At 55.3% G+C, this 13,058-nt stretch carries 10 protein-coding genes, 1 tRNA gene and 1 other RNA gene; 6 read left to right on the top strand and 6 right to left on the bottom strand.

The features are described from left to right. Positions 1–61: 61 nt before the first annotated feature. The 5 genes from mtlR to N5J69_RS16615 form a co-directional block, all read right to left on the bottom strand. Positions 62–655 (bottom strand): mannitol operon repressor MtlR, encoded by a 594-nt coding sequence (gene mtlR, locus N5J69_RS16635; protein WP_279771822.1) that lies wholly within the window; start codon positions 653–655, stop codon positions 62–64. Between the two features lie 16 nt (positions 656–671). Then, positions 672–1,820, bottom strand: a complete 1,149-nt coding sequence (mtlD, locus tag N5J69_RS16630; RefSeq protein WP_279771699.1) for a mannitol-1-phosphate 5-dehydrogenase — start codon at positions 1,818–1,820, stop codon at positions 672–674. A gap of 96 nt (positions 1,821–1,916) precedes the next feature. Continuing rightward, entirely contained in the window at positions 1,917–3,851 is a 1,935-nt protein-coding gene (locus N5J69_RS16625; protein ID WP_279771698.1) for a PTS mannitol transporter subunit IICBA, read from the bottom strand. Positions 3,852–4,284: 433 nt separating this feature from the next. Then, positions 4,285–5,001: a DUF3053 domain-containing protein gene (locus N5J69_RS16620; RefSeq protein ID WP_279771697.1), complete on the bottom strand. Its 717-nt coding sequence runs from the start codon at positions 4,999–5,001 to the stop codon at positions 4,285–4,287. A gap of 237 nt (positions 5,002–5,238) precedes the next feature. Further along, complete coding sequence (locus N5J69_RS16615) at positions 5,239–6,837, bottom strand: gamma-glutamyltransferase family protein (protein ID WP_279771696.1); 1,599 nt, start codon at positions 6,835–6,837, stop codon at positions 5,239–5,241. A 731-nt stretch (positions 6,838–7,568) separates the two neighbouring features. On the opposite strand from N5J69_RS16615, the gene N5J69_RS16610 reads away from it, so the two are divergent. Further along, on the top strand, positions 7,569–7,865 hold the full coding sequence (locus N5J69_RS16610) for an HTH-type transcriptional regulator (RefSeq protein ID WP_010257438.1): 297 nt from the start codon (positions 7,569–7,571) through the stop codon (positions 7,863–7,865). A 38-nt stretch (positions 7,866–7,903) separates the two neighbouring features. Here the strand turns inward: N5J69_RS16610 and N5J69_RS16605 are convergent, their stop codons facing one another. Next, positions 7,904–8,500: an HD domain-containing protein gene (locus tag N5J69_RS16605; RefSeq protein ID WP_279771694.1), complete on the bottom strand. Its 597-nt coding sequence runs from the start codon at positions 8,498–8,500 to the stop codon at positions 7,904–7,906. A 63-nt stretch (positions 8,501–8,563) separates the two neighbouring features. On the opposite strand from N5J69_RS16605, the gene N5J69_RS16600 reads away from it, so the two are divergent. From N5J69_RS16600 to N5J69_RS16580, 5 genes are all read left to right on the top strand, one after another. Beyond that, a complete protein-coding gene (locus tag N5J69_RS16600) occupies positions 8,564–9,028 on the top strand; it encodes a MarR family transcriptional regulator (protein ID WP_279771693.1) in 465 nt (154 codons plus the stop codon). A gap of 95 nt (positions 9,029–9,123) precedes the next feature. Further along, a complete protein-coding gene (locus N5J69_RS16595) occupies positions 9,124–9,552 on the top strand; it encodes an organic hydroperoxide resistance protein (RefSeq protein WP_013359635.1) in 429 nt (142 codons plus the stop codon). Positions 9,553–9,869: 317 nt separating this feature from the next. Continuing rightward, positions 9,870–11,561, top strand: a complete 1,692-nt coding sequence (gene eptB, locus N5J69_RS16590; RefSeq protein WP_279771691.1) for a kdo(2)-lipid A phosphoethanolamine 7''-transferase — start codon at positions 9,870–9,872, stop codon at positions 11,559–11,561. A gap of 125 nt (positions 11,562–11,686) precedes the next feature. Continuing rightward, positions 11,687–11,763: transfer RNA gene (locus N5J69_RS16585), tRNA-Pro, on the top strand. A 33-nt stretch (positions 11,764–11,796) separates the two neighbouring features. Next, a non-coding RNA gene (locus N5J69_RS16580) (RtT sRNA) lies at positions 11,797–11,912 on the top strand. The last annotated feature ends 1,146 nt before the right edge of the window (positions 11,913–13,058 follow it).

Raw genomic sequence — 13,058 nt, 5'->3', positions numbered from 1 at the left:
TCTGGCGCACATTCCCGGTCAGGTTAAGACGAATAAGGCGTCATGATGACGCCTGACAGGATTAGCTGCCGGACTTTTTAAACGCCTGCTTCATACTGATGCGGGCGATTAGCTCAGTCAGCGACAGCACCATCGTGGATCGTACCATTTGCAGATAGCGCTGCTGCTGCATGCTGCGCAGCTCTGCATCGTCAGTGTGGAATACCGGCGCGGGTGGCCAGGCGGTCACGCAGTGCAGCTCACCAAACGGGCCGAGGATCTCATCGTCGGTAAAACGGTAATCGCCGCTGTCGTGATTCAGCTCTTCGCGCAGCGCCAGCAGCAGTTCACCATCTTCATATTCATGCCGGCTGATAACGCCCAGTCCGTAAATCAGCTTCAGGCGAACCGAGAGTTCGCCCAAAGGACCATCGCCCAGCAGCAGCGGTTCTACCGCATATTTCACCGCATAGTCATCTTTACGAAACACCTGCAGCACCAGCAGATTGACGGCTTCAGCCAATAGCTCCACGGCGGCGATCAGAAAGCTTCTCACCGAACGACCGGCGTTCAGGCGCTCAAGCACCCGGTTTTCAAAAGCCTGCTTCTCTTCCATTATTGCCTGCATGGGTTCAGTACAGCCGTTGGGCGCAGGCGAACTGCGCCCGGCTTGCATCACTAACACGCGCGCATTATGCCATAGCGTGCCAGGCGCTCACCACAGAAGCCACCACTTCGCTGTCGGCATCCAGCCCTGAAATCTCAGCCAGCGTCGCCTGTGGGCCTTTTTCTGCCAGCAGCAGGGCCAGTTCCTGCGCCTGTGGATCCTGATCGCTGCGATAGTGCATCGCGGCAGCAATACCCTGCACCAGGCTGGCGTGCGGTAAACCATACTCCAGCGTACCCAGCGTCGGCTTGATCAGGCGATCCCCTGCGCTCAGTTTACGCAGCGGCTGACGCCCCACGCGCTCAACATCATCTTTCAGATAGGGGTTTTCAAAACGACCCAGAATCTTCCGGATGTAGGCTGCATGTTTTTCCGCATCAAAACCGTAGCGCTTGATCAGTACTGCGCCGCTCTCTTCCATCGCCCCTTTCACTGTGGCCCGGATTTTTTCGTCGAGGATGGCGTCACGAATGGTCTGATGACCGGCCAGCTGGCCGAGATAGGCGGTAATGGCGTGGCCCGTGTTCAGGGTAAAGAGTTTGCGCTCAACAAATGCCATCAGATTATCAGTCAGCTCCATGCCCGGAATGGTAGGCAGGTCGCCTTTGAACTGGGTTTTATCGACAATCCATTCGCTGAAGGTTTCAACGGTGACTTCCAGTGGATCGGTGCTGCCTGCTTCAGAAGGCGGCACGATGCGATCGACAGCGGAATCCACAAAGCCGACATGCTGCTCCAGCCAGGCGTGATAGTGCGCTGGCAGAGCCTTCAGCACATGCTGTTTCAGCTGGCTGGTGCCGCGCACCATATTCTCACAGGCGATGATATTTAACGGACGGGTGTTACCGTTGTCGCTGCGTTTTGCCAGCCCTTTAGCCACACTGGCGGCAATACGTTCCAGAATCTGCGGGCCTACGGCGGTAGTGACCAGATCAACCTCTGCAACCAGAGTGATAATCTCATCGCTGGTGCTGTTCACCGCACTGACGCCTTTGACGATTTCTGTTTTGGCCTGCTCGCCAACCACATGAACGGGGTACTCATGACGCGCGTTCAGTGCATCCAGCACCGCCTGATTCACATCAGCAAAAACCAGTTCGATACCTGCATCAGCCAGTAATTTGCCGATAAAGCCGCGACCAATGTTTCCTGCTCCGAAATGTAACGCTTTCATAATTTTTGACCCATATCAAATGACGATGGGGCGGGCAAACCCGCCCCAGGAAATCGGGACGGGCATGACCGCCCCAGGGAAAGTAATGGCTATAAATTACGCGACAGCTGGCTTGCCTGACAGCAGATCCAGCACTTCCTGCACGCTGGTGGTGTGCGCCAGCCTTTCAATCACGCTGTCATCATCCAGTGCATTCGTCAGGCTGGTGATGACCTGAATGTGCTCGTTGTTACGGGCCGCAATACCAATCACCAGGCGCGCCACATCGTCTGCATCTTCGCCGAACAGGACGCCTGCCGGATACTGGCAGAAGACCACGCCGGTTTTAAGCACGCGATCTTTCGCTTCAACCGTGCCGTGCGGCACCGCGATTGACTCGCCAAGGTAGGTGGGTGTCAGTTTCTCACGCGCCAGCATCGCATCAACATATTCAGGCTCTACATAACCCCCTTTCACCAGCTGTTCACCAGCAAAACGAATGGCCTGCTCTTTGTTGCTGGCGGTCAGGCGGAGGAAGACGTTATCTGCGCCCAGTTTAAACAGGTGCGCATTGCCTTCATCGTAGCTGTCAGAAAGCGCGGTGTTCACGGCATGACGATGTACGTCGCTGCGGTTAGCCGCCACCAGACGTTCGGTCAGCGTGCTGTAAAGCGCGCTGTCGAGGAAGTTATTCAGCGAGATATGCTGCGCATGAGGTGCCTGACGAATGGCACGTTCAGTCAGGTCACGGTGCGTAATCACCAGATCAACATCACCCGGCAGGGCGTTGATCGCGGTGTTGGTCACCGACACATTGCTCAGACCGGCATCCTGCACTTTCTTACGCAGCACGCCTGCACCCATGGCGCTGGAACCCATACCGGCGTCACAGGCAACGATGATTTTACGCACGTGATGCAGCTCAACGCTCATGGCATCGCTGGCGACTGCGCCGCTCGCTGTGCTCTGGCCTTTCGACTGCGCTTTCATCTCATGCATGCGCTGTGTCGCGGCTTCAATATCATCGTCTTCTTTGACTTTGCTGGTTTTCAGCAGAATAGCGGAGACCACGAACGAGACAGCAAAGGCTGCAGCGATAGCCGCGATGTTCGCGAAGTAGGCACCTTTTGGCGTCATTGCCAGCACGGCCAGGATAGAACCGGGTGAGGCAGGAGAGACCAGACCACCGTTCAGCACGGTCAGCGTGAAGACGCCGGTCATCCCGCCAAGGATAACCGCCAGCAGCAGGCGAGGGGCCATCAGCACATACGGGAAATAAATCTCATGGATGCCGCCGAGGAAGTGGATGATCGCCGCACCGCCCGCAGACTGTTTCGCACTGCCACGGCCAAAGAACATGTAAGCCATCAGCACGCCCATACCCGGACCCGGGTTGGCTTCGATCAGGAAGAAGATCGATTTGCCCGCTTCACTCGCCTGCTGGATGCCCAGCGGTGAGAAGATACCGTGGTTAATCGCGTTGTTCAGGAACAGGATTTTTGCCGGCTCAACGAAGATTGAGGTCAGCGGCAGCAGGTTGTTCTGCACCATCAGATTCACGCCTGCGGCGAGAATGTGGGACAGACCTTCAACCAGCGGACCGATTGCCAGGAATGCCAGCAGCGCCAGGATCATCCCGATAATACCGGCCGAGAAGTTGTTAACCAGCATCTCGAAGCCGCTTTTGATTTTGCCGTCAATCGCCCGGTCAAACGACTTAATTGCCCAGCCGCCCAGCGGACCGGCAATCATGGCACCGAGGAACATCGGCATATCCGCACCGACAATCACACCCATGGTGGTAATCGCACCCACCACGCCACCGCGATCGCCGCCCACCAGACGCCCACCGGTGAAACCGATCAGCAGGGGCAGCAGGTAAGTGATCATCGGGCCAACAAGTTTGGCCAGCGTTTCGTTAGGGATCCAGCCAGTTGGAATAAACAGTGCGGTGATGATACCCCAGGCGATAAACGCCCCGATGTTTGGCATCACCATATTACTCAGAAAGCGACCAAAGCTCTGTACTTTGACCTTCACTGATGAGGACATAAACCCACCCCTTATTGAGACGCGCTGCAATAGGAGAGCGCGCTTGTTTTTGTTTAGCCACCCCGACCTGAAGCCGGTGGTATTACTGTATGCACGCGGACTCTATCATGCGAATTTGACACTGCGTAGCGCACGGAATAAGTGTGATCCATATCACTCATTAAGGGTGGTGGCAGGGGTAGTTAGCGTGACTTTGATCACATTTTAGTGAGCGTTAAGGGTTGTTTTGCCTGAATTTTAATCGGGCTTACCGGTTATCTGTGAGATGGGTCACACTATGAGAAAGGCAGTTTGTTATGTAAATGTGACTCAGATCACAAACTATTTTTGGTCGAAAATGCGCCAGATCACACTTCGTTCAGCCGGTGAACGGACGAGAGAAGAAAAGGGGAATGAGGCGGGCAGACGAATAACGGCTGCCCGTAAAGCGGGGTTACTGCAGACCGCCCTGGACGGCAGCCTGGGCCTGAGGAAGCGCCTGCGCGTTGGCTGATAAGGTGCTCATCAGCGCGTTATATTGCGAAGCCTGATCCTGGGTCGGGAACTGCACGCCGCCATCGTTGAAGCTGACACGGGTTCCCTGTGTTTGCAGGAAATCGCCGGTCTGCACGGCAGCCTGGCTCAGCGCCTGGAGTGTTGGCAGCAGCGGAATCAGCTGATTCGCGGGCACCGTCACCACTTTGTTATAGGCGGTGTCGTAGACTTTTTTCAGGTCTTCCGACTGCTTCAGGGCCGCTTTGCTGCTGTCAGCCTGCATTTTTGCGCTTTCAATCTGCTGGGTGACGATCACCAGTGCGCTGTTCGCCTGACGCAGGGAGTCACGACGGCTGAGATAATCCTGCGGCACGCGAATGGCAGAAAGCTCATCCACCACCGGACGCATCCCCTGTTCAACGGCTTTGTTCGCCTGCTGAGAGAAGCCATACAGGATGGCGTAATCGCTGGCGAAATTGCCAAAGCTCTGCTTCTGATTTTCGCTGAGGCTGGGCAGATGCTCGCCGCTGCGCATCACGGTGTTCTGGAGAAAATCGATAAATGCTTTGCGCTGCTCGCCTTCTTTATCACCGCACGCGGTGAGTTGCAGTACAATCAGCGCGCCAGCGAGCATCATGCCGCCGCGTGCCATAAGGCGTGTAAGTCCTGAAGCCATGGGTTCAACTCCTGTCGGTGATACTGTCGGATGTCCAGGTAAGAATGGCCTAAAGAATAGAACAAACCCGCGTCACGGCACAATGTGAAACGGCCTGTAAAGCAGAGGCATTCTGAAACGTTGTTTGCAGAACGGGATCGGCTGCACGTCCGGGCGCGCTGCTTTTCCTGCTATCGCGGGTTTCAGCGTGCAACGCTGAAAAGCGCGTTCAGCGGCCTGACGCCTGCGGGCGTGGCGTTAAAACACCACCGCCTGACCATCTTTGCGACTCTCGCTGGCTGCAATATAGAAGCCCTGTGGATCGCGTACGATGGCCTGAGCACCCCCAAAGTTGTAGTTGCTCAGCGGGTCTTCCAGCACCACGTTGTGCCCCATGCGGCGAAGGGTACTCAGTGTATTGCGGTCGAGTGTGGATTCAAGCACCACCTCACGTCCCTGCACCACGCGCCAGCGCGGCGCATCAATCGCGGCCTGCGGATTCTGGCGATGCAGCATAATGCGCAACGCCAGCTGAACGTGTCCCTGCGCCTGCATCGGGCCGCCCATCACGCCAAACGCCATCAGCGGCTGGCCCTGCTGATCCAGTGCAAAGGCCGGAATGATGGTGTGGAAGGGCCGCTTACCGCCCGCCACGACGTTGGGGTGATTAGGGTCGAGTGAAAAGCCTGCGCCACGGTTCTGCAGGCTGATGCCGGTATCAGGAACGACCACGCCGGAGCCAAAGCCCATGTAATTGGATTGAATGAACGAGACCATCATGCCGCTGGCATCCGCTGCCGCAACATAAACCGTGCCGCTTTGCTGCGGTGATCCAAAGTGAAAATCACCCGCTTTTTCAGGATCAATCAGCGCTGCTCGCTGACGGATATAGGCGTGACTCAGCAGATGTTCCGCCGGAAATTCAAGGTGATCTTCATCGGTGACATAACGTTCCAGATCAACCAGTGCCAGTTTCATCGCTTCAATGGAGAGATGCAGCCACTGCGGCGAATCGGGCGCATAGCGGTTGATCTCCCACGCTTCCAGAATGCCGAGCGCAATTAACGTTGCGATGCCCTGACCATTCGGCGGCAGCTCCTGAACCGATCCCCCGGCAAACGGGTGAGATAGCAGGGTAACCCAGTCGGCGCGATGATTTTTTAAATCCTCCAGCGTCAGCGCCGCACCATGCTCACGGGCGAAGGCCGCTATCTTCTGCGCCAGTGCGCCGCGGTAAAAACTGTCGCCCTGGGTCTCTGCGATCTCCTGCAGGGTGCGGGCCTGTGCCGGATTGCGGAACAGCTCTCCTGTGCGGGGTGGGCGTCCCTGCGGCGCAAAGGCGTCGCTGAAGCCGGGCTGGTCCCGCAGCCTGTCATAGCCGCGCTGCCACAGCTGACCAATCAGCGGCGATACCGGAAAGCCATCACGCGCATAGTCAATGGCCGGTTGCGCCAGGGTGGTCAGCGGCAAGGTGCCGAAGCGCTGCGCCAGCGTGACCCACGCCGAGACAGCCCCGGGCACGGTGACGGACTCCCAGCCGGTTTCAGGCATTGCACTCAGGGCGGCAAATCGTCCGGGGTGCCAGGCGGCGGGCGCACGGCCTGAAGCGTTTAATCCATGCAGCTCGCTGCCGTCCCAGACAATAGCAAACGCATCACTGCCGATACCGTTTCCGGTTGGCTCCAGCACGGTTAAGGCGATGGCCGTGGCGATAGCCGCATTCACGGCGTTGCCTCCCTGCTGCAGCATACGCAAACCCGCCTGCGCCGCCAGCGGTTGCGAGGTCGCGACGGCATTACGGCCCATCATCGGTACGCGATGAGAGGGGTATCCGACGTTAAAATCTGTTTCACGCATCGCTTTTCCTTACAGGGATCAGGTGTCTGTTTACCCGTCCTCAGGGGATACCACGGAGATGCACTTTTACTGCGCATCAGCGCGTTTGTGGACGGGTTTCTGCACCGGCATGAGGCGTCAGCCGTTTCGTTAGGGTAACTGCTATTTCATCCGGGGATAAAACGGTGTTCAGCATAAAAGATTTACCCGTACTGCACTGTGAGCCGCGCCGCGCCAGGGTTCAGGCTTTAACCAGGAGTAATCCTAAATCAATCAGAACTGTGAATATAAGTGTTCAGGAAGTAAACCATTGGCGTATATTTTGCACTCATAAGGTGAAGGGTGTAGTGCTTCACAGAAATGAGAATGTGGCCGGGAAAATCTTGATGGCATTCGCATAAATAGCAAACACCATTTGATTTTTTTGTGCGCTATACAGGCACAAAAATCAACTTCCTCAGCGGGTTAGAGGCGCGGGAACTTTTCCGGCAAACCTTAGTGAAAAAAATAATTATAAATTGCGCGGCAAATAGTCAGGTCTCTATCCATACTTAGTCTCCCGGCATTTGTTGCATTGACCTGACATCTTTAAAAGCAGTGCACCGCAGGCTGTGTCCCGTAATGGTTTCTCTCATAACAAAAACAAACCCTTGCGGGATCCAGCCTGAAACAGGCCCGGTTTCAGAGTCCTGACTTCAGGCTCGTACCTCTCTACTTTCACGTGCTTCATAGCGAGTTTTAAGGAGTTCTCTATGGAATTAAAAGACCCGATGTTTGAATTGCTCAGTAGCCTTGAGCAGATTGTTTTGACACGTGATGATCGCGCCGCCGAGTTACTTATTCAGCGTCAGCAGCCCGCCCAGCCAGAGCCTCAGCGTCTGCGCGAAATGACCGGTATGCAGGTTGATGAGTTTGCAAAAGTGATGGGCGTGAGCGTTTCTTCCGTGAAAAGCTGGGAAGCCCGGCGTACCCGTCCTTCCGCGACGGCGCAGAAATTAATGAAGTTGTTGCATGCCAATCCCTATCTGGGACGGCAGTTGCTTGAATAATCAGGCATCACGAAGAGAACCCGCCGCTGGCGGGTTTTTTACGCGCGCAATTCGCTGTATTTAGCGGCCTGTTTCACAAACCAGCTCTCTGGCACGCTGTACGGCGGCTCCCGCAGCTGGGCAAGTCCGCTTTCAATGATCGTCGAGGCCTGTTGCCATAGCTGCGCATCACCCTCTTTCAGCAGCGCAATCTGTATCTGCTTTTCGACCAGGTAGACCCGCGCAAAGTCAGGATCAAAACGCACAATCGCCCGGGTATTGTCGATGATGTCAGCCAGTTTGATGGTCTGGGCCTCAGGACTGGCGCTGGCGGTATGGCGAAAGTGAGCCAGTTTACGGGCCGCCCGATTTTTGGCCGCCGTGGGTGTGCTGTCGGTCAGCATCTCCACCAGGCTGGCCACGCGCGCACCAAAGTGGGCTTCGATGTCCCCCTGCGTGGCAGAGGTATCTTCTACGGTGTCGTGCAGCCAGGCCGCTGCTAACATGGCATCGTCATGGGTGACGCTGCGTACCAGTTCCACCACCGCAGCCGGATGAACAATGTAAGGCTCATCGGTATATTTGCGGCGCTGACCCGCACTGGCATGTGCCTCAGTGGCGAAGCGACGCGCCTGTTCTTCCAGTGAATCCTGCATGCTTTTCCTCCTGACAAAAAAGTTTGCTTGCAATTATCTAGCGCGCTATCTATATTAATCACCATGAACTGTGATCAAGATGACAAAAAAGTGAAAACGATGCCACTGTTGGTCGATCAGCAACTCTGCTTTGCGCTTTATTCTGCCAATCTGGCGATGAATAAAGTCTATCGCCAGTTGCTGAGCCAGCTCGATATCACCTATCCACAATATCTGGTGATGCTGGTGCTGTGGCAGAAAGATGATGTCACGGTGTCAGAAATTGGCGAGCAGCTTTTTTTAGACTCGGCGACCTTAACGCCGCTGCTGAAGCGGCTGGAAAGCGCAGGTCTGATTAACCGCCAGCGTACCCGTCAGGATGAACGCCAGGTTGCGGTAACGCTGACTGAGGCGGGCCGGGCGCTGCATGAGAAAGCGAAGTCCATTCCTGAAGCGATTAAATGTGCCGCAGCCTGCGACGATGACGCATTGCTGGCGCTGAAATTACAGCTGGATGGGTTGCGGGATAATCTGAATCAGTCACGATAAATATTGCTGACGGGTGCGCTGCACCCGTTGTACCTCACCGCCTGATTACGGTTAAATAAGTAGCGGGCGATTAAATAGCGTAACGGAGAAATGTCATGTCTTTAGAACAAGTGGTTTACCGCGCCAAAGCCAAAGCAACCGGTGGTCGTGATGGTCGTGCAACCTCTTCTGACGGTGTACTGGACGTGAAACTGGGCGTGCCAAAAGAGATGGGCGGTGCAGGCGGTGAAGTGACCAACCCTGAGCAGCTGTTTGCTGCGGGCTACTCTGCCTGCTTCCTGGGCGCAATGAAGTTTGTTGCGGGCCGCGACAAAATTGCGATGCCAAAAGATGCATGGATTGAAGGTGAAGTGGGTATCGGCCCCATCCCTGACGGCTTTGGTATTGAAGCGACGCTGAACATTCATCTGCCAGAGATGGATGAAGCCGAAGCGCAGAAGCTGGTTGATGCAGCGCATATCGTCTGTCCTTACTCAAACGCCACCCGTAACAACATCGACGTAACGCTGAATATTATTCGCTAAGCGTACTGCGGGTCTGGCACCATCAGACCCGCACTGTTTTCCTTCATCACATCCCTTCCCGCTGCTTTCTGCGCCAGCAGGCTGACAATTGCTGTCAGTTATGGACAAAAAATGTGCTAATCCGGTCGACAAAGATTATTTTCTGGTCTATCGATCGCGACCATGTTTTACTGGGCCACCTCGCGTTATAACCTGTAAATCCGTTCAGAATTTTCCTTCATCTTGTCCGGTCCGCTTATTCAGCGAACTCTGCTGCGTTTCGGTAGTCACATAAAAGATTTGGTCAAGCGCTTCACACCGGAGAAAACCCTTTTTTCATGAATTATATTAAAACCCTGACTCAGCAGAAGTTATCGCTATTTCTGGCGCTCTACCTCGGTATTTTGCTGAACTTACCGATTTTCTATCGTCGTTTTGACGGTTTTCTCAGGCAATCCACGGTAACGAACTGGCTCACTGCCGTCACCGAGGTCGTGGCCATCGTGCTGCTGACTTTCTTCCTGATGCGTCTGCTGTCGCTGGGCGGAAAATGGTTTTATCGGGTGCTGGCCACGCTGATTGTTCTGATTTCTGTTGCCGCTGCTTATTACATGGCGTTTTTCAACGTCGTCATCGGCTACGGCATTGTGGCTTCGGTCATGACCACTGACACTGACCTGTCCAAAGAGGTGGTGGGCTACCATTTCATTCTCTGGATGGTGCTGGTCAGCGCGCTGCCGCTGCTGATGATCTGGCGCAACAAACTGAGCATGACGCTGAATGAGCAGCTGCGTACGCCAGGACAGCGCCTGAAACCGACCCTGATTATGCTGCTGTGCGTGGCGCTGGTCTGGCTGCCAATCCGTTATTTCGACAAGCTCCAGAAGCATAACGAAGAGATTACCAATATTGATTTGCCGAGCTACGGCGGTGTGGTCGCACACTCGTATCTTCCTTCTAACTGGCTGGCGGCTGTGGGCCTGTTTGCCTGGACCCGCGTAGATGAGTCGCTGCAAAACGAGGAACTGCTGGATCCGGCGAAGAAGTTTACCTACGTCGCACCTGCCGGGCTGGACGACACCTATGTGGTGTTTGTGATTGGCGAAACCACGCGCTGGGATCACATGGGGATGCTGGGCTACGAGCGTGACACGACGCCAAAGCTGTCGAAAGAGAAGAACCTGGTCGCGTTCCGTGGCGAATCCTGTGATACCGCAACCAAGCTGTCGCTGCGCTGCATGTTCGTGCGCGAAGGTGGCACCATGGATAATCCGGGCCGCACGCTGAAAGAGCAGAACGTGTTTGCGGTGATGAAAGAGCTGGGCTTCACCTCAGAGCTGTTTGCGATGCAGAGCGAAGTCTGGTTCTACGACAACATCAATGCCAACAACTTTGCTTTCCGTGAGCAGATTGGTTCAGAGAAGCGTAACCAGGGCAAAGCGGTGGATGACATGCTGCTGGTGCCAGAGATGAAAGCGTCACTGGATCGTTTCCCGAAAGGTAAGCATCTGGTGGTGTTGCACACCAAAGGTTCGCACTACCTCTATTCACAGCGTTACCCGCGCAGCTTCGCGAAATATCAGCCGGAGTGTATGGGCGTCGATGAGACCTGCAGTAAAGCGCAGTTGATCAACGCTTATGATAACTCGGTGCTTTATGTCGATAGCATGCTGGATAGCGTGCTGGATCAGCTGCGGGATAAGAAGGCCATTGTTTTCTATGCCGCCGACCACGGTGAGTCGATCAGCGAGAATATGCACCTGCACGGTACACCACGTGAGATGGCACCGCCGGAGCAGTTCCGCGTACCGATGATGGTCTGGGCGTCAGATAAGTATCTGGCAGACAGCCAGAACCGCAGTAACTTCGAGCGCCTGCAGGCGCAGCAGCGTGTGGGCCGGACCCATCGTCACGTTGAGCTGTTCGATACCATCCTGGGTTGTCTGGGGTATACCTCGCCCGATGGCGGTATTAACCCGGCAAATAACTGGTGTCAGGCACCCGCTAAAAATCAGGCTAAATCACTGTAGTCGTGGTCTGAAAGGATAATGCAGGCGGTTGATTCCCGGTAACCGCGTGCTTTCCAGGCGATTAGCGGCAAAAGCATAAAAAGCGGTTGACGCTGATCGGGGTGAGCAGTAACATGCGCCCCCATCGGCGAGTAGCGCAGCTTGGTAGCGCAACTGGTTTGGGACCAGTGGGTCGGAGGTTCGAATCCTCTCTCGCCGACCATATTTAAGAAACCTGTCTGAAAAGACAGGTTTTTTTTCGTCTGTCGAAAAGAGGATGAGGACCTCCGAAGGAGGTTTGAGCCGAGCGTAGCGAGACAACGTTGCTTCAGCAACGGCCCGCAGGGCAGGGTAATCCTCTCTCGCCGACCATATTTAAGAAACCTGTCTGAAAAGACAGGTTTTTTTTCGTCTGTCGGAAAGTGATTTGCAGGCAAAGAATTAGCACTGTGCGGGCTTCAGACGGCTGACAGATCTAAACCCGGATGCATCTGACCGCAGCGCATAAATTCAAGGCGGAGGGAACACGGGCAGAGGAGGAAAGCGTCCCACGCCACGGACAAAAACGCCGGGAGCGTTTTTGAACAACGCAACGCGTTGGCCCGGAGACGGGCGCACCTCAGGGATGAGGTGCGTAGCCGCGTGGGCCGAGCGTCCAGGGATGGTTTAAGCGACTTTCCGATCTGCCCGTGTTCCTGAAGCAGATCTCAATCTGACCGCTAAGCATTCACACTCTTGCCTGCTGAGCAGGCTTCAGGGAGCATACGCCTTCCGCAAAGACGCAAAACCGCCATCCCTGGCGGGCTCAGCGCGGGCCATCCATGGCCCGCTATGCTTTGCTGCAGGCGTATGCTCCCTTCGCTTCACGTCTGGCAGACTCATCGGATACCCACACAGGCATTTCGGATGGCTGGGAGATCCAAAGCCAGGTGCATCTGACCGCAGCGCATAAACTCAAGGCGCAGGGAACACGGGCAGAGGAGGAAAGCGTCCCACGCCAGGGACAAAAACGCCGGGAGCGTTTTTGAACAACGCAACGCGTTGGCCCGGAGACGGGCGCACCTCAGGGATGAGGTGCGTAGCCGCGTGGGCCGGGCGTCCAGGGATGGTTTAAGCGACTTTCCGATCTGCCCGTGTTCCCAAAGCAATCTCGATCTTAACGCCACTCCCGCTTGCCACCTTTTGTTTTGTTGCCCGCCTCGCCACCTTCCAGAAAGTTCCAGTAAAACCCCTCCGCCACGTGTTTCGCTTACCAGCCCCTATTATCGCCACTTTCCCGCTGGCAGGCCTTGCCCTGTAAGAGATGCCACCATAATTCGCGACACATTCTTCTTATGACCGAAAGCGGCAACATGCTGATTTCTTATGCTTCTTTACCAGCATATTCCGCTGGATGAACGTCATAACGCACGGTGAATCGTTCAGTTATTCAACATTTGCCGGTAAAAGTTTTAAGTTTTTTAGCGGTGAGAATCACTAGCGAAAGAGCAACCACCCAGCACAATGCACGGAATTCAG

The sequence above is a fragment of the Pantoea sp. GD03673 genome (assembly GCF_029844725.1).
Taxonomy (GTDB): Bacteria; Pseudomonadota; Gammaproteobacteria; order Enterobacterales; family Enterobacteriaceae; genus Pantoea.
The sequence above is the reverse complement of the archived record's forward strand: the minus strand, read 5'-3'. Positions and strand labels throughout refer to the sequence as shown.